General features: G+C 67.6%; 15 protein-coding genes and 1 tRNA gene. 7 read left to right on the top strand and 9 right to left on the bottom strand.

Annotated features, from left to right (window positions below; translation table 11 throughout):
* Positions 1-17 precede the first annotated feature (17 nt).
* Positions 18-935: an SPFH domain-containing protein gene (locus BO996_RS13790; protein WP_013803054.1), complete on the top strand. Its 918-nt coding sequence runs from the start codon at positions 18-20 to the stop codon at positions 933-935.
* A gap of 45 nt (positions 936-980) precedes the next feature.
* Here the strand turns inward: BO996_RS13790 and BO996_RS13785 are convergent, their stop codons facing one another.
* On the bottom strand, positions 981-1,385 hold the full coding sequence (locus BO996_RS13785; RefSeq protein ID WP_012204809.1) for a tautomerase family protein: 405 nt from the start codon (positions 1,383-1,385) through the stop codon (positions 981-983).
* Between the two features lie 198 nt (positions 1,386-1,583).
* Between BO996_RS13785 and BO996_RS13780 the strand changes: the two genes are divergently transcribed.
* Both BO996_RS13780 and BO996_RS13775 read left to right on the top strand, forming a co-directional pair.
* The gene (locus BO996_RS13780) at positions 1,584-2,561 is read left to right on the top strand and encodes a LysR substrate-binding domain-containing protein (RefSeq protein WP_071955061.1); all 978 of its coding nucleotides are present in this window, start codon (positions 1,584-1,586) and stop codon (positions 2,559-2,561) included.
* A 13-nt stretch (positions 2,562-2,574) separates the two neighbouring features.
* Positions 2,575-2,664 (top strand) — tRNA-Ser (locus BO996_RS13775).
* A 127-nt stretch (positions 2,665-2,791) separates the two neighbouring features.
* Here BO996_RS13775 and BO996_RS13770 read toward each other — a convergent pair.
* Positions 2,792-3,859: a 2,3-butanediol dehydrogenase gene (locus BO996_RS13770; RefSeq protein ID WP_013803056.1), complete on the bottom strand. Its 1,068-nt coding sequence runs from the start codon at positions 3,857-3,859 to the stop codon at positions 2,792-2,794.
* Positions 3,860-3,928: 69 nt separating this feature from the next.
* The gene (locus tag BO996_RS13765) at positions 3,929-5,731 is read right to left on the bottom strand and encodes an NAD(P)/FAD-dependent oxidoreductase (RefSeq protein ID WP_071955059.1); all 1,803 of its coding nucleotides are present in this window, start codon (positions 5,729-5,731) and stop codon (positions 3,929-3,931) included.
* 320 nt (positions 5,732-6,051) lie between these two features.
* On the opposite strand from BO996_RS13765, the gene BO996_RS13760 reads away from it, so the two are divergent.
* The 3 genes from BO996_RS13760 (at position 6,052) to BO996_RS13755 (ending at position 9,010) form a co-directional block, all read left to right on the top strand.
* Positions 6,052-8,001, top strand: coding sequence for a sigma-54-dependent Fis family transcriptional regulator (locus BO996_RS13760; RefSeq protein WP_071955057.1), 1,950 nt, complete (start codon positions 6,052-6,054; stop codon positions 7,999-8,001).
* 136 nt (positions 8,002-8,137) lie between these two features.
* Complete coding sequence (locus BO996_RS29940) at positions 8,138-8,260, top strand: hypothetical protein (protein ID WP_013803059.1); 123 nt, start codon at positions 8,138-8,140, stop codon at positions 8,258-8,260.
* A gap of 135 nt (positions 8,261-8,395) precedes the next feature.
* Complete coding sequence (locus BO996_RS13755; protein ID WP_071955055.1) at positions 8,396-9,010, top strand: hypothetical protein; 615 nt, start codon at positions 8,396-8,398, stop codon at positions 9,008-9,010.
* Positions 9,011-9,055: 45 nt separating this feature from the next.
* On the opposite strand, the gene BO996_RS13750 is transcribed toward BO996_RS13755, so the two are convergent.
* Together BO996_RS13750 and BO996_RS13745 are read right to left on the bottom strand one after the other, a co-directional pair.
* Positions 9,056-10,975 carry a hybrid sensor histidine kinase/response regulator gene (locus tag BO996_RS13750; protein WP_071955053.1) on the bottom strand — a complete coding sequence of 640 codons (1,920 nt, stop codon included), beginning with the start codon at positions 10,973-10,975 and terminating at the stop codon, positions 9,056-9,058.
* Positions 10,976-11,061: 86 nt separating this feature from the next.
* Positions 11,062-11,355: a DUF2789 domain-containing protein gene (locus BO996_RS13745; RefSeq protein ID WP_012204803.1), complete on the bottom strand. Its 294-nt coding sequence runs from the start codon at positions 11,353-11,355 to the stop codon at positions 11,062-11,064.
* Between the two features lie 207 nt (positions 11,356-11,562).
* On the opposite strand from BO996_RS13745, the gene BO996_RS13740 reads away from it, so the two are divergent.
* Entirely contained in the window at positions 11,563-11,826 is a 264-nt protein-coding gene (locus BO996_RS13740; protein ID WP_071955051.1) for a hypothetical protein, read from the top strand.
* A gap of 78 nt (positions 11,827-11,904) precedes the next feature.
* On the opposite strand, the gene BO996_RS13735 is transcribed toward BO996_RS13740, so the two are convergent.
* From BO996_RS13735 to BO996_RS13720, 4 genes are all read right to left on the bottom strand, one after another.
* Positions 11,905-14,283, bottom strand: coding sequence for a TonB-dependent siderophore receptor (locus BO996_RS13735; RefSeq protein ID WP_071955049.1), 2,379 nt, complete (start codon positions 14,281-14,283; stop codon positions 11,905-11,907).
* A 232-nt stretch (positions 14,284-14,515) separates the two neighbouring features.
* The gene (locus tag BO996_RS13730) at positions 14,516-15,475 is read right to left on the bottom strand and encodes a FecR family protein (RefSeq protein ID WP_083571152.1); all 960 of its coding nucleotides are present in this window, start codon (positions 15,473-15,475) and stop codon (positions 14,516-14,518) included.
* The gene (locus BO996_RS13725) at positions 15,465-16,013 is read right to left on the bottom strand and encodes an RNA polymerase sigma factor (RefSeq protein WP_013803066.1); all 549 of its coding nucleotides are present in this window, start codon (positions 16,011-16,013) and stop codon (positions 15,465-15,467) included. Before BO996_RS13725 ends, BO996_RS13730 begins: the two co-directional genes overlap by 11 nt.
* Positions 16,014-16,133: 120 nt before the next feature.
* Entirely contained in the window at positions 16,134-17,090 is a 957-nt protein-coding gene (locus tag BO996_RS13720; RefSeq protein ID WP_013803067.1) for a LysR family transcriptional regulator, read from the bottom strand.
* Positions 17,091-17,180: the final 90 nt, after the last annotated feature.

The following is a 17,180-nucleotide window of genomic DNA, read 5'->3' as shown; positions in this document are numbered from 1 at the left end:
CCGGGCTTGGAGACACCATGGAAATCGCCATCGTCATCGCCGTCATCGCGGCCATCTTCATCGCACGCTCCGTCAAGGTCGTGCCCCAGCAGCACGCCTGGGTCAAGGAACGCCTTGGCAAGTACGCCGGCACGCTCACGCCGGGCCTGAACTTCCTCGTGCCCTTCGTGGACCGCGTGGCCTACAAGCACAGCCTCAAGGAAATCCCGCTGGATGTGCCCAGCCAGGTCTGCATCACGCGCGACAACACCCAGCTGCAGGTGGACGGCATCCTCTACTTCCAGGTCACCGATCCCATGCGCGCCAGCTACGGCTCGTCCAACTACATCATGGCCGTCACCCAGCTGGCCCAGACCTCGCTGCGCAGCGTGATCGGCAAGCTCGAACTGGACAAGACCTTCGAGGAGCGCGACATGATCAACGCCCAGATCGTCTCGGCCATCGACGAGGCCGCGCTCAACTGGGGCGTGAAGGTGCTGCGCTATGAAATCAAGGACCTGACGCCGCCAGCCGAAATCCTGCGCTCCATGCAGGCCCAGATCACGGCCGAGCGCGAAAAGCGCGCCCTGATCGCCGCCTCCGAAGGCCGCCGCCAGGAACAGATCAACATCGCCACCGGCGAGCGCGAAGCCTTCATCGCACGCTCCGAAGGCGAGAAGCAGGCCGTCATCAACAAGGCCCAGGGCGAGGCCGAATCCATCAAGGCCGTGGCTGACGCCACCGCCCAGGCCATCGAACGCGTGGCCACCGCCATCCGCCAGCCCGGCGGCGAACAGGCCGTGCAGCTCAAGGTGGCCGAAAAGGCCGTCGAGGCCTACAGCCAGGTGGCATCGGACGCCACCACCACCTTGATCGTTCCCAGCAACATGACCGAGGTATCGAGCCTGATCACCTCGGCCATGAAGATGATCCAGACCGGACAGCGCACCAGCTGAGATCCGCCGGAACCCCACGAAGAACGGGCCATCGCGGCCCGTTTTTCATTGCGCGCCGGTCTGCTGCACCAGTGCCATGGCGAAGCGCCCATGGCCCACGGACCAGTCCGAGTAGTCGTTCTCATGCATGAAGATGAACACATCGGCCGGCGCAACCCCGGCCCCCTCGTGCAGGTTGCGCGCAATGGCCGCATACAAGGCCTTCTTCATCGCGTCGCTGCGTCCGCGCCGCATGGTGATCTCGACCACCACCACCGCATCCGAACGCGCCACCCCGTTGAAACTGCGGCTGAACGCGAACTGCCCGGGAGCGTACGGGTGCACCATGTTGAACAGCTCGTCCTCGGGCATGCCAATGCCTTGCACCAGCGCCTGGTGGATGCCCTGCACGACGGCATCGCGCTGGGAAGTGGAGGTGGACTGGGGCAGATAGGTGTGGACGAAGGGCATGGTGCTATGTGCTTTGGGATCGAATGGAGAGGGAGAGTCCGGCCAGAATCCACGCAGGAATTGCCGGCCGAAGCGGCAAATCTATCCACCGGCCCATTGCCTGAAAAGCGATGATTCGGCCGGTTCTATGTACCTGGAACTCACATAGCCTCCACCCGCCCCGTGACCCGACCCATGACCCGACTCATGACCCCACCCATGACCCGCCGCCTGCCCCCGCTGGCCGCCCTGCGCGCCTTTGAAGCTGCCGCACGCCTGGGCCGCATGACGGCGGCGGCAGACGAGCTGTGCGTCTCGCCCGGCGCCGTCAGCCGCCAGGTACGGCAACTGGAGCAGCACCTGGGCCTGGCGCTGTTCGCGGGCACCAAGGCCCGCCCCACGCTCACCGCAGCGGCGCGCACCCTGCAGCCCGCGCTCACCCAGGCCTTCGAGCAGATCCATGAGGCGGTGCGCAGCCTGGGCGACGCCCACGAAGGCCCGCTGGACGTGGCCTGCTTCAGCACCTTCACCGTCAAATGGCTGATCCCCCGGCTGTTCGACTTCCACGCGCACCACCCCGGCATCGAGGTGCGCCTGCGCACCACGGACACCGGCACCGACGCTGCACGCGAAGGCTGCGACCTGCTCATCACGGCCATCCCCACCGACCGCGACAGCAGCGGCAACAGCGGCCAGGCCATTGCAGACGACGAGATGGCGCTGCCGCTTTTCGACGAATACCTGGGCCCCGTGATGTCCCCCGCAATGGCCGGGCTTGTCGCGCGGCCCCAGGACCTGGCCAGCCTCCCCTTGCTGCACACGCGCGGCCGGCGCGATGCCTGGGACCTGTGGGCCGCCTCCATGGGCATGGCCCCGCCCGCAGCGGCAGGCCCCGTCTACGAGCACTACTACTTCACGCTGGAAGCGGCGCTGCGCGGCCTGGGTGCAGCCGTTGCTCCCTGGCACCTGGTGATGGACGACGTGCAGGCCGGCCGCCTGCTGGCACCCTTCGGCTTCACGGCCTCCGGCTACCGCTACCTGGCACTGCGCCGCAGCACCGCCGCGCCTGCCCGGCTCGACACCCTGTGCACGTGGCTGCAGGCGCAGGTGCGGGCCATGCCGCAAGTGCCAGCCGTCCAAGGCGTGCCGATCACGCAGGCAGGCAACTTCGCCGCCGCCTCCAAAAATCGATGCTAGAATCGCGGTCTTCGGAGAGGTGGATGAGCGGTTTAAGTCGCACGCCTGGAAAGCGTGTGTGGGCTAATCCCCACCGCGGGTTCGAATCCCGCCCTCTCCGCCAAAATGATCTAAGCCCTTGATTGATTCAATCAAGGGCTTTTTTCTTTGTGCAGCGTGTGACCGCACGACAGGAATCGGGCGAACCCGCTCCTGATCGCAGCGGGTTCGATTCAGGCCTGCCGCCCGGCCTACCTGAGCCGTGGCTGCACGATGATCTTCACCGCCGATTCGTTGTTGTGGATCAGCGTGTCAAAGCCCTGCGCCACCAGGTCATCGAGCTGGATGCGCTGGGTGATGAAGGGCTCGAGGTTGATCTTGCCCTCCTCGACCAGCTTGATGGTTTCCTGGTGGTCGTTGCAGTAGGCAATGGTGCCGCGCACGTCCAGCTCCTTCATGACCACGCTGTGCACGTTGATGGTGGCCGGATGGCTCCAGATGGACACGATCACCACCACGCCCGTGGCCTTCGTCACGGCCACCAGCGTGTCCAGCACCTTGTTCACGCTGGAGCACTCGAACGACACATCCACGCCCTTGCCGCCGGTGAGCTTCATCACCTCGGCCACCACGTCCACTTCGGAGGGGTCCAGGATGTGATCGGCCACGCCCGATTCACGCGCCTTCTGCTTGCGCTTGGCGCTCAGTTCGGTGATGACCACCGTCAGGCCCTTGGCCTTCAGGATGGCGGACAGCAGCAGGCCGATGGGGCCTGCGCCGCCGACCAGCGCCACATCACCCGCCTTCGCTCCGCTGCGGGTATAGGCATGGTGGCCCACGGACAGCGGCTCGATCAGCGCGGCCTGGTCCAGTGGAATGGCATTGGAGATCGGGTGCACCCAGCGGCGCTTGACCGCAATCCGCTCGGACAGCCCGCCGCCACGCCCGCCCAGGCCGATGAAATTCATGTCCTTGGACAGGTGGTAGTGGTCGCCCGGCCCCGTGGGCACGTCGTCGGCCACGATGTAGGGCTCCACCACGACGTGCTGACCGACCTTGATATCGTCGACACCCGCGCCCACGGCGTACACCACGCCGGAGAACTCGTGCCCCATGGTGATGGGTGCGGACTCGCCCGAGATGGGGTGCGGATGGCCGCAGGGCGGAATGAAGATCGGCCCTTCCATGAACTCATGCAAATCCGTGCCGCAGATGCCGCACCAGGCCACCTCGATGCCCACGGTGCCGGGCTCCACCACGGGTTCGGGGATGTCTTCGATGCGGATGTCGCCCCGGTCGTAGAAACGTGCTGCTTTCATGATTGAACTTTCTGTTTTGCAAGGCTGGGTTGGCGGGCGGCACAGCCGCCCCATGGCGATTATTCGGCCTTACCGCAGGTGATGAACTTGCTGCAGGTCATAGACACGCACTGGCAGGCCTTCCTGCCGCGCCTTGAGCTGCAGCGCCAGGTACAGCGAATAGTGGCGCGACTGGTGCAGGTTGCCGCCGTGGAACCACAGCGCCTCTTGCTGCGTGGGCTTCCACATGTTGCGCTGCTCACCCTCCCACGGCCCCGGGTCCTTGGTGGTGTCCGAGCCCAGGCCCCAGACCTTGCCCACCTTGTCTGCCACCTCCTGGCTGATCAGGTCGGCCACCCAGCCGTTCATGGAGCCATAGCCGGTTGCGTAGACCACCAGGTCGGCCGGCAGCTCGGTGCCATCGGCCAGCACCACCGCGTTTTCCGACAGGTGGCTGATCTGCTTGCCCGCCTGCAGCTTGATGCTGCCGTCGATCACCAGATCGCAGGCCCCCACGTCGATGTAGTAGCCCGAGGCGCGGCGCAGGTACTTCATGAAAAGGCCGGAGTCGTCATCACCGAAGTCCAGCATGAAGCCGGTCGCCTCTAGCTTGCGGTAGAAGTCCGCGTCGCGCTCGCGGATGCGGTTGTACACCGGCACCTGGAAGTCGGCCATGATGCGGTAGGGCAGCGAGGCGAAGATCAGGTCCGCCTTCCTGGTCGTCACGCCGCTGGCCACGGCGCGCTCCGAATACAGGTCGCCCAGGCCGATGTCCATCAGCGAATCGGAGCGCACGATGTGCGTGGACGAGCGCTGCACCATGGTCACATCGGCGCCGTGCTCCCACAGGGCCGCGCAGATGTCGTGCGCCGAATTGTTGGCGCCGATCACCACCACCTTCTTGCCCGCATAGGCGTCCGGTCCATGGTGCTGGGACGAGTGCTGCTGCTCGCCCTTGAAGACGTCCTGGCCCTTGATCTTGGGCACATTCGCCTTGCCCGACATGCCGGTGGCGAACACCACATGTTTGGGGCGCAGCACCTGCGTCTCGCCGTTGCGCTCCACGGTGACTTCCCATTCCTGCCTGTCCTCATCGAAGCGGGCGTTCAGGCAGTTGGTGGACGGCCAGTAGTTGACCTCCATCACCTTGGTGTACATCTCCAGCCAGTCGCCGATCTTGTCCTTGGGCGCGAACACGGGCCAGTTGTCCGGGAACGGCATGTACGGCAGGTGGTCGTACCAGACCGGGTCGTGCAGGCACAGCGATTTATAGCGATTGCGCCACTGGTCGCCGGGGCGCGCCTGGCGGTCGATGACGATGTGCGATACCCCCAGCTGGCGCAGCCGCGCGCCCAGCGCAATGCCGCCCTGGCCGCCGCCGATGACGAGCACGAAAGGCTGCTTGTCGCGGCCCAGCTCCTGGGCCTCCTGCTGGCGGCGCTCCAGCCAGGTCTGGCGGCCACGCCGGATGCCGTGCTCGGCCCCCATCGGGCGGCGCGTGCCCATGGGTTCTTCATGGCCCTTGAGCTCCTGGGCGGCCGTCAGCAGCGTCCAGATGCGCCCGTCCCTGATGCGGACATGGCCGCCGCCGCGCGCATGGCGCGTATCGATCACGATCCAGGCGGACACCACGCCATCGGCCTCCTCCACCGCCTCGCGCTCGTCCAGCGAAAAGCGCACGGGCGCCGCGGCGTCCAGCTGCGCAGCCAGCATGTCGGCGATCTGGCTGCGCCCTTCCATGGTCTTGATGTTCCAGGTCAGCAGCACCAGGTCGCGCCAATAGCATTCATCGGCGAACAGGCGGCTGGCGGCCGCGAAGTCGCGGTCTCCCAGGGCATGGTTGAGTTGGTCAAGCAGCGCCTTGGCGCGGGCGTTGGGCGTCGTATCGGTCATGGTTGTCTCCTTGATGCGGTCATGCCCGCTGGTTTTTCTTCGGGCAGGCGCTCTTACGCAATCACCATGCCAGGCAGGCCCAGCGGCGGGATGCGCCAGGCAAATCAAGGGGTTGCCTGCGCGCCTCCGGTACAAACCCTGGGCCTTGCAAATCGCTGCCCGGCGTTGCCGCCCGCGACAGGTGGGGCAGCCCTGCGACACCTGTCGCACCAGGCGTGCTGCAGCGCAGCAGGGGCAGTGGGTAAGTCTTGATTGGCGCTGCGCCGTGCAGGGCACAGAATCGTCTGCGGCACGTTCAAAGCCCGCATCGACTCCACGCCATGCCCCTGCAGTCCTACGCCTCGCACATCCAGGAAATCGAAGCCTTCGGCCTGGGCTACTCCAACCGCGGGCAGGAGCGCGACCGCGCCGTGCTGCGCAGCTGGCGCCGGTGCATCGACTCCCACCGGCTTGACCCGGCGCATACCAGCGAAGCCCACATCGTGACCGACGGCCAGCTGCGCGCGCACCGCGAGGAGTCCGAGCCACTGATCCACATCGCCCGCCATGCGCTGGAGCGGCTGTACCAGCAGCTCAAGGGCCTGGACTACGTGCTGCTGCTGGCGGACCGGCACGGCGTGGCCGTGGACTTCCTCGGGCATGAGGCCGACGCTGGCGACCTGCGCCGCGCAGGCCTGTACCTGGGCGCGCAGTGGCGCGAGGACCACTCGGGCACCTCGGCCGTGGGCGCCTGCCTGGAAACGGGCGAGGCGCTGACCGTGCACCAGAGCGACCATTTCGACTTCACCCACACCGGTCTGTCCTGCACGGCCGCGCCCATCTACGACATGCACGGCGAACTCGCTGCGGTGCTGGACCTGTCGCTGCTGCGCTCACCCGCCGAGCGGGCCAGCCAGAACCTGGCGCTCAACCTCGTCGTGGCCGCCGCGCGGCGCGTGGAGCAGGCCAACCTGATGGCCCAGTCCGGCCAGGACTGGGTGGTGCGCCTGGCGCAGTCGCCCGATTTCCTCGACGTCGATCCCGACGCCTCCATCAGCGTGGACGCACGGGGCCGCATCCGCGCCATGACCCACGCAGGCGCCCGCCTGCTGGTGGCCGCCGCGCAGCTGGACTGGCGCCAGCGCCACAAGCTCATCGACCAGCCGCTGGAGCGCTTCTTCGACGTGGACCTGCGCCACCTGCCCGAGCTGCGCCGCCATCGCCCGGCGCAGGAGCGCATCATCCGCGCCCGCGACGGCAGCATCCTCTTCGCCCATGCCATGGAGCCGCAGCGCCCGACACGCCGCCTGCGCGCGCAGGCAACGCCGGCGCAGCCCCCGCTGCCGGCAGCGCTGCAGGCGCTGGACACGGGCGATGCCAAGCTGCAGACGCTGCTGCGCAAGGCCGCACGGCTCGCGCCGCAAACGCTGCCCATCCTGGTGCAGGGGGAGACCGGCGCAGGCAAGGAATACCTGGCCCGCGCGCTGCATGCCAGCAGCGGCCGCAGCGGCGCCTTTGTCGCCATCAACTGCGCGGCCATTCCAGAGGCACTGCTGGAAAGCGAGCTGTTCGGCTACCTGCCCGGCACTTGGACCGGCGGCGCCAGCAAGGGCCGCGAGGGCCTGATCGCCGCGGCGCACGAAGGCACGCTGTTCCTCGACGAGATCGGCGATATGCCACTGGCCCTGCAAGCCAAGCTGCTGCGTGTCCTGTCCGAATCCGAAATCACCCCGCTGGGCGCCCGCGCGCCACGGGCGGTGTCCGTTCGCGTCATCTCGGCCTCACACCGCCCGCTGGCCGAACTGGTGCGGCGCGGCAGCTTCCGCGAAGACCTGCTTTACCGCCTCAATGCCGCCGAGCTGCAACTGCCCGCCCTGCGCCAGCGCAGCGACCTGCAGGCGATTGCCGACCAGATGCTGGCCACGCTGGGCAGCCATCTGCACCTGGGCGACGCGGCCCGCGCGCTGCTGGCCGCGCACGCCTGGCCCGGCAACCTGCGCGAGCTGCACAACGCGCTGCGCTACGCCGCAGCCCTGTGCGGGAACGATGGCGACGGCAGCATCGAGCCCGACCACCTACCCGACGCGCTGCACGGCACCCCGCCCTGCACCGCCGCCCTGGCCAGCAACACCAGCGAGCCCGCCGCACAGGCGCTGGAGCAACTGCTGGCCCAATGCCAGGGCAACGTCTCCGAGGCGGCGCGCCAGCTCGGCGTCAGCCGCTCCACCATCCACCGCCGCATCCAGCAGCTGCAGCTTGGCGTGCGGCATGCCCAATGGCGCGGGCCATAGGGCCGAGCGGCAAACTGCAACCGGCAACCGGCAACCGGCAACCGGCAATCCCGAAGCGTCGCTGACACGGTGTTACAGGAGCTGCGGCGTTCACCAGTAGATTGGCGCGTTTCGTCCATTGCAGCCCCAAAAAAAGATGAAACCCAAGATCAACTTCATTGAACGCGAGCGCCTGTTCCGGCGGGAACTGAAACGGCGAAAGGTCAGGTTCCTGCCCATGCAGGTATTGCGCCGGCTGTTCGAGAAGGCAGGTGTCTGAGCCCTCCCCCACGGCTGCAACAACTGGAGCAGGTCCGGCTGCGCATGCAGCCTGGTCAAACCCGCCGCATTCAGCGCTACACTGCCCGGCTCGCTGCCCATGGGCGAAGCAATGAATACGGCCGGGTGACTTGGCATGCATGGGCAGCTTTGGCTTTGGATTGCCCCAGAAAAACGGGAGAGTGGCTTGCCGATATACAGCTTGTCTTGTGCCAATTGCTCCGCTCCACTGGAGATTGGAAGTGATACGGAACGCTTCATCTGCGCGCATTGCGGAAGCGCCCAAATTCTTGAACGTCAAGGCGGAATCATTTCACTGAAAAAGGTGGAAAACTCCCTTCAGGCCATCCAACGGGGCACGGATCGCACAGCGGCAGAACTGGCCATTCCAAGGCTGACGCAAGAAAAGCACCAGATTCTTGCGCTGCGTGCACAAGCGTTGGAAGCCCATCAAAAGAAGCGTGCACACGCACGCGGCCGAAGGTTGAAGCTGGCCGGCATCAGCTTCCTCGTCCTGCTTCTTGCGGGTCCTACGGCGATAAACCAGATCAAGATGCCTGCCATCAACACTGCGCTCACGTTGGCGTGGATGCTTTCCTTGATCGTCATACCCGTTCTTGTTTTTCTAAAAACCAGGATGCCGCGGAGTACCTCCGCGCAGCAAGTCATCAGTGATTACGACGCGCAATTGGCGTCGATTGAAGCCCACCTGCAGGCCAATCGCGCCATTGTTTCCACCCTGCCATCTTGATGTGATGGCTTGCGAAAACGCTTCGCAGGCCATTTCCATGGGTGCTCACGCCCTCACCAACTGATGCAGCAACTGGCTCAGATCCTCCTGCGAATACGGCTTGGCCAGCCGCGTCATTCCAGGCGGCAGCGCCGGGATGTCTGCAAAGCCGCTGGCCAGGATGAAATTCAAGCCCGGATACCGCTGCGCAATGTGTTCGGCCAGCTCGACGCCGTTCATGCCGGGCATGGCGTAGTCGGAGATGACCACGTCAAAGCGTGCCTGGCGCGCCAGCAGGTCGATGGCCTCCTGCCCGGCGCCGAGGGCCGTGACACGGTGGCCCAGGTCCTCCAGCAGGGCCGAGGCGTTGGCCAACACCAGCGGGTCGTCGTCCACCAGCAGCACGTCCATGGGTCCCACGTCCTGCGTGCGCTGGGCGCCCATGTGGCAGGCCGTGCTCTCGTCCTTGGAGATGGGCATCCACATCTCCACCGTGGTGCCGTTGCCCGGTGTGCTGTGCAGCACGAGCTTGCCGCCGGATTGGGCCACCAGCCCGTCCACCATGGCCAGGCCCAGGCCGGTGCCCTTGCCCACGCCCTTGGTGGTGAAGAAGGGCTCGACCACGCGGGACAGCGTCTGCTCGTCCATGCCCTCGCCGGTGTCCTCCACGCGCACGCAGACATAAGAGCCTGCGGCAAGGCCTGCAAGCTGGCGCGGCAGCATCGTTTCCACGGCCGCCACGATCTTGATGACGCCGCCGCCCGGCATGGCGTCGCGCGAGTTGGCGACGAGGTTGAGCATGCTGCTCTCGAACTGGCTGGGATCGGTGAGGATGCGCGGCAGGTTGGCGGCCAGGGCCATCTTGAGAAAGATATGCGGGCCGGCCGCCTGCTGCAGCAGGCCTTGCAGGCCCGACAGCAGCACCGCCACGTCCACGGCCTCCGTCTTCAATTCCTGCTGCCGCGCAAAGGCCATCATGCGCTGAGTCAGCGAGGCGCCACGCTGGGCGCCGCGCGTGGCGGTTTCCACCAGCGCGCGCAGCCGCTCGTCGGGCGGCATGCGCTTGCGCAGCAGCTCCAGGCTGCTGAGCACCGCCATCAGCAGGTTGTTGAAGTCATGGGCCACGCCGCCCGTGAAGCGGCCGATGGCCTCCATCTTCAAGGCCTGGCGCAGCTGGGATTCGGCGGCCTTGCGCTCGGTCACATCGCGGGTGACCTTGGCAAAGCCGATCAGCCGGCCGTCATCGTAGATGGCATCGATGACCACCGAGGCCCAAAAGCGCGAGCCATCCTTGCGCACGCGCAGGCCTTCGGCCTCCATGCGGCCCGTGCTGACCGCCGTGCGCAGCCCCGCCTGGGGCAGCCCGGCCTGCTGGTCTTCGGGCGTGTAAAAGCGCGAGAAATGGGTGTTGAGGACCTCCTCCTCCTCATAGCCCTTGATGCGTTTGGCGCCCAGGTTCCAGCTCACGATGCGGCCTTCGGGGTCGAGCATGTAGATCGCATAGTCGGTCACGCTTTGCACCAGCAAGGCAAAGCTGCGCTCGGCGCTGGAAAGCGGGCTGGACAGGGGCGGCGGGTGCGCATCAGCCTCGCGCACGCACAGCAGCAACGCCGGGCTGCCGTCCGGCAGCCGTATGCGCGATGTGCTCGAAGCCACGGGCCGCTCGCGCCCTGAACAGGTCAGCAGCGGCCAGCAGCTGGCCCGCCTAGGCTGTGCGGCCTGGGCAGGAGGCTCCCATTGGCGGCTTGCCCAGCCCGAACGCGCAGCCTGGGCGACGAAACACTCTTCGAAAACGCTGCCCTCCAGCGCATCTCCGGAGTGGTCCAGCAGGCTGCGGGCCTGGCGGTTGCAGTGGGCCAGACGGCCGTCGAGCCCGACGACAAAGACGGCGTCGGGAAACGCATCCAGAACGGCGTGGCCCGGGTCAAGGGGCAAAAGAGCGTCGGAGCCTGGAGAGGCCGACGCCAGACCATTCGAGGTCAGCATGTGAGCGACTCCGTAGGCAAATGGGTTGAATGCGCCGCGAAAATTGTAAGCAGCACGGATTCATCGCAAGCGGTTGCATCACAGGATCAGGGACGCGCTTCCTGCTCGTGCTCGGAAGCCGCTGGGGCAGGCACGGCGTCCAGGTCGGGCTCGGAATGCAAGGCCTCGCTGAGCTGGTCCACCACCAGCGCCCAGGTCGCATCGGCATGCCACTGCTGCGAGAACAGGGCGCGTTGCGCGTCGGTCCAGAACGGCGCGTCCACCAGCAGCGTGTTTTTCTCCAGGCGGTGCGAAAGAATGAACTGACGGATGCCCTCCGGGCTGGAGTCCAGTCCCAGCTGATCGAAGAGGTTGGTCATGGTGGGTTCGGCTGTGATCATGGTGTGTCCTTCTTGGGTGTTGGCGGGGGTTGGTCCAAGGCTAGAAGCTCGGCCGGCTGCCCCATGTCGGACACCGAAGCAAGCTACCGTCGGAAGCCCTTCTGCGCTTGGGCCGCAGTGCCCGCGCACAGCACAGCCCTGCTCCTACAAGGCGGCACCAGCGCACTGGCGCACGATGCAGCCACCTCATCACAGGACACCTATTCCATGAAAAAACTGCTGCTTGCCACCGCCATTTCCCTTGCCTTCGCCGCAGGCCTGTCGACCGCCCACGCCCAGGTGGGCAAGGCCGCCTCCGAGGCCGCCAACGCCGCAGACCACAAGGTGAAGGAAAAGCAGGCCGACGCCAAGGCCAAGGACAGCGGGCCGGTCGGCAAGGCCGTGAACAACGTCAAGTCGGACTACCACAAGAAGCGCTCCAAGCAGTCGGCAGACAACGCCAAGGAATCGCTGAAGAAGGCGACCGAGTAAACGGCACGGCCCGGATGGACAAAGGCCCACTTGCGTGGGCCTTTGTCTTTTGCGGAGGCCGGCGCTGCCGGCGCGGCCTCAGAAGCTGTGCCGCAGCGTCACCATCACATTGCGCGGCGCACCGGGCAGGTTCAGGTTGGGGCTGGTGCCGTGGGCCGAGACGATATAGCGGCGGTCGAACAGGTTGCGCAGGTTCAGCTGCACCGTGGTGGCACGGCCGATGCGGTACTGGGCCATGGCATCCACCACCGTGTAGGCGGGCAGCGTGACGGTGTTGCCGGGGTTGGCAAAGCGGTCGCCCACGTAGTTGAGGCCGCCGCCCACGGTCCAGGCATCGCCCAGGCGCTGGGTGAGCCAGACAGACAGGGAGTTCCTGGGCGTGATGGTGGCGCGCTTGCCCTGCACGGGCTGGCCGGCGTCCACGGTGGTGGATTCGGTGACCACGGCATCCAGGTAGGCGTAGCTGAAGGTGGCCTGGGTGCCGGGGCGCAGTTCGCCGGACAGCGACAGCTCCAGGCCGCGCGTGCGCTGCGTGCCGATGGGGATCAGCTGGGTGGGCTGGGCCGGGTTGGTGGTCTTGATGTCGGTGCGTTCCAGCTGGAACAGCGATGCCGTCGCCATGGCCTTGCCGTCCATCAGGTCCCATTTGCCGCCCACTTCATAGTTGGTGGTGCTTTCCGGCTTGATGGCGGCATTGGTGGCCGACAGCGCAAACATCTCGGCCGAAGGCTGGTAGGAGCGGCTGACCGACAGGTAATAGGACTGCACGGCATCGGGCTGCCACACCAGGCCGGCGCGCGGGCTCCAGGTGGAGTCCGTGCGGCTGAAATCGCTCTGGCCGGCCAGGCGGTTGTCGGTTTCCTGGCCGAAGCGGTCATAGCGCAGGCCCACCAGCAGCTTCCACTGCGGCGACAGCGTGACCTGGTCCTGCAGGTACAGGGCCCGCGTGAGGTAGCGGTTGAGCGTGCTGCCGCTCAGGGTGCCGCCGCCGTTGAGCGGGGCCACGGGCAGCACGGGGTTCCAGAGGTTCACGTTGGCCAGGGTGCCGCCGCTGTAGGACAGCGCATCCTTGTTCTGCTGGCCCAGCTCCAGGCCGTAGAGCACTTCATGCAGCACGCTGCCGGTGCTGAAATTCTGGATCAGCTCGGTCTGGTTGAAGATGCCGTGCTCGTTGCGGTCCACGCCCGAGCGGGTCAGCGCCACGGTGCCGGCCGCCTCGTTGGTGGTGCCGGCCGGCAAGGTGTTCTGGCGGTCCAGCTCGTAGTGGTAGTAGCGCAGCGCGTTGCGCACGCGCAGCGTGTCCGAGAAGCGGTGGTTGAAGGTGGCGGTGAAGGAGCCCACGGTGGATTCGGAGGTGTCCGCATCGCGCGCATTGGCCGAGCCGTAGTAGGTGCCGGGCGCCACATCCACGGGGCGGCCGCGGTAGGCGGGAATGCCGAAGTCGGTGACGCGCTTGTCGCGCAGCAGCTCGGCCTGCAGCGTCAGCGAGGTGTTGCCGTCCGGCTTCCACATGACGGATGGGGCGATGGTCTCGCGCTTGAGGAACTGCTGGCTGCGGTAGCTGTTGGCGTCTTCGGCGGCGCCGGTGACGCGCCAGGACCAGTCGCTGCCCTCGGGCGCGCGGCCCACATCGAATTCGGCACGCTTGTCGGCCCAGCTTCCCACGCTGACGGCCACGTCGGAGACATTGACGCCCGGCTTCTTGGTCACGCGGTTGACCAGGCCGCCCGAGGAGCCGCGGCCATAGAGCACGGCGGCCGGGCCCTTGACGACTTCCACGCGCTCGATGTTGGAGAGGTCGCGGAAATACAGCGCGTCGTCGCGGAAGCCGTCCACGAACTGATCGCCGATGCTGGTGAAGCCGCGGATGCTGACCTGGTCGCGCTGGCCGTCGCCGTGCGAAAGGCCGATGCCGGCCACGTTGCGCAGCGTGTCCTGCAGCGAGGTGGCCGCCTGGTCGCGCATGACCTGCTGGGGGATCACATTGATGGTCTGGGGCACGTCGCGCAGCGGCGCCTCGGTCTTGGTGCCGCTGGCGGCCGAGGGGGCGTAGTAGGCCGTGTCCTCCGCGCGCGAGGCCAGCACGCGCACTTCTGCCATGACGGCGCCTGCCGCGCCGGAGCTGGCAGCCGGGCCGCCGCTGCGCTCCACGGTGAAGGTGCGCTCATCCTGCGCACGCACCTGCAGGCCGCTGCCGGCCAGCAGGCGCTGCAGGGCCTCACGCACTTCCAGCGTGCCGCGCAGCGCGGGCGCCTGCAGGCCCTGGGCCACATCAGTGAGGAAGATGATCTGGGCGCCGCTTTGGCGCGCCAGCGCGTTCAGCGACTGGGCCAGCGGCTGGGCAGGCAGGTCCACGGCCAGGGGCTGGGCATGGGCCATGCCGGCAATGCACAGTGCGGCGGCCAGGGCCGCGATGCGAAGGCGCGGCAGGCCGGTGACGGTAGGGGAAGGGTTCATGGCGACATCTCTCCTGAGGCGTTGGGTACGGAATACGGGGTACGGCGGTGGCGGCAGGCCCCTCCAGGGCCTGTTCGGCCCCGGGCGCGATGCCGGTCTGCCTGTAAGCCGCTGCAGCGCGCAGGTTTGTACACATGGCCACGGAAAATTTCTGGATCAGGCCAGCGGCTGCAGGGACAACTGCCGGGCGGCCTACCTGCGCCTACCTGCGCCTACCTGCGCCTACCTGCGCCTACCTGTGGCGCGTGGAGATCAGCACGCGGCCGTCGTCCTCATGCCGCACCTGCACGGGCGCAAGGCGCGGCAGCAGGTCCAGCAGCTGGTCGATGCGGTCCAGGTCGAACTGCCCCGAGATGCGCAGCTGCGCAGCATGCCGGTCGGCCAGCACGATGGGGGCGCTGCGGTAGCGCTGCATCTGCGCCACGGCCTCGGACAGCGGCGTGCCGTCCAGCACCAGGCGGCCCTCCCGCCAGGCCAGGGCGGCCAGGGCAGCGGCGCCGTCGCCCGCCTCTGCCGGCACGAGCTGCGGCAGCGGCCGGCCGGCGCGCGTGCGCAGGTGCTGGCCGGTGGACAGCTCCACGGGTGCGCCGCCACCCTCCATGGAATGCACGCGCACCCTGCCCTGCAGCACGGTGATGTCGGCGCCATCCTCATGGCGGTGCACGCCGAACACGGTGCCGATGTCCTGCACCACCACGCCGCCGGCCTGCACGGTGAAGGGCCGCTGCAGCCAGGGCACCCAGCCGTGCCAGAAGGCATGGGATACCTCGAAGGACGCCTCCCCCTGGTCCAGCACCAGGCGGCGCGAGCGCAGGTGCTGCGCCACTTGCACGCGCGAGCCGGTGTTCAGCCGCACCTCGCTGCCATCGGCCAGTTGCCAGCTCTGGCGCTGGCCCACGGCCGTCGCCAGGGTCTGGCGCTGCAGCGCGGGGTCGGCCCAGAGCAGCAGCGCCAGCGCCGCCAGGGCCGCAGCCGTGCCTGCGCGCAGCGCCCTGCGCTGGCGCAGCTTCTGGCGCTGGGCGGCGGCCTGCTCGATTTCCTCGGGCGTGGGCAGGTGCCGGCGCAGCATGTCGGCAAAGGGGGCCAGGGCGTCATCGACGGGCAGATGGGCGCTGCGCCCCGAAGACTGCGCAGAAGCACCCTGGCGCGCGCTGCGCGTGCCGCCTGTGCTGCGCGTGATCTCAGGCGGCATGGTCGGCCGTGAGCACGGGCTGCACATCGCGCAGTGCACGCGCCAGATGGCGGGCCACCATGCCGCGCGAGATGCCCATGCGCTGTGCGGCCTCTTCCTGCGGCATGCCGTAGAGCTTGGTGAGGATGAAGGCCTCGCGGCTGGCCTGGGGCAGCTGCTCTATCGCCACCAGCAGCGCGCGCTGGCGCTGGGCGGCGGCCACGGCCAGCTCGGGCGGGGACAGCGGCATGGCGGCGGCGGGGGCAAGGCGCTCTTCCAGCTCGGCGCCATCGAAGGGCGTTTCGGGCCGGCGCGCCTGGGCCCGATGGCGGTCTATGGCCAGGTCACGCGCCAGATGCCGCAGAAAGGCCAGCGGGTTGGCAATGCCCTGGGGAACGGGCCGCTCCATCAACCGCAGGCACAGCTCGTTGACGATTTCGCGGGGCTGGCATTCATCGCCGAAGCGGTGGCGCAGGAAACCGACCAGTTCGTCATAGTGCTGCACCAGCTGGGCCAGCAGGGGCTCGGCGGGCGGTTGTAGCGTGGAGGGGGACGGCATGGAGGAAAAGCCAATCGCGAAGAAGATCGCAAATGATTCTTATTATCCTATGCAGTTGCCATGCTTACCGTTGGCAAACCGGGCGGTGACGCGCCGCCGCAACAGCGGCGGGCGAACGGCTCAGGGCAGCGGCGCGCGCATTCCGGTGAGTCCCGGCATGACCTCCCGCATGGCCGCGATGAAGGCGCGCAGGCGCGCCGGCTGGTGGCGCGCCGGCGGATACACCAGGTGCACGGGCAGCGGCGCGGCCTGCCAGTCCGGGGCCAGGTGCACCAGGCGGCCCGCCTCCAGATCGTCGCGCACGATCCAGGCCGAGGCCAGGGCTGCACCCAGCCCGCCCAGGGCGGCGTTGCGCAGCGCATAAAGGCTGTCGGTGCTGAGCCGGGGCTCGAACTGCAGGCGCCAGGATTTGCACACCCGCTCATCGCCCACGCGGTGCAGTTCCAGCTCGCGCTGGTAGAAAGTGCGCAGCGCAATCCAGGGCAGCCCCTGCAGCTCGCGCGGGTGCTGGGGCACGCTGCCCTGCCCCAGCAAGGCAGGCGCGGCCACGGCAATGCGCGGCACCTCGGCCACGCGCAGCGCGACCACCGATGGATCGACCACGGCGCCCACCTGCACGGCGCAGTCGATGCCCTCGGCAATGAAGTCCGGCTGGCGGTCATGCAGCAGCCACTCGACCTTGACGGCCGGATGGCGGCCCAGGAACTGCAGCAGCGGCGCCATGAGCTGGTCCTGGCCGAAGGCGTGGGGCGCGACCACGCGCAGCAGGCCGCGCGGCGTGTCCTGGGCGCCGCGCAGGTCGGACTCCAGCGCCCGCCATGTATCGAGCAGTTCGCGCGCATGGGCCAGGCAGCGCTCTCCGTCGTCGGTCAGCGCCATGGCGTGGGTGGAGCGCCGCAGCAGGCGCAGGCCCAGCGCGCGCTCCAGCGTCTGCAGGCGCCGGCTGACCGTGGGCTGGGTGGTGGACATCTGCTGCGCGGCGGCCGAGAGGCTGCCGCTTTCGACGATGCGCACAAAGGTCTGCAGCAGTTCGATGCGGTCTGCGCCCGAAGGCAGGGAGAGGTCGGCGATGGTCATACGCCAAGCGTATATCGATTCTGCGGACGCAGCCACTACCGTGGGCTGCTGCATCGCACCACACTACGGCCATCGTTTCTCAAACACGCC

It is taken from the genome of Delftia sp. HK171 (assembly GCF_001886655.1).
Lineage (GTDB): Bacteria > Pseudomonadota > Gammaproteobacteria > Burkholderiales > Burkholderiaceae_C > Comamonas > Comamonas acidovorans.
Note: the sequence above shows the minus strand (reverse complement) of the source record. Positions and strands in the feature narration are given on the sequence as shown.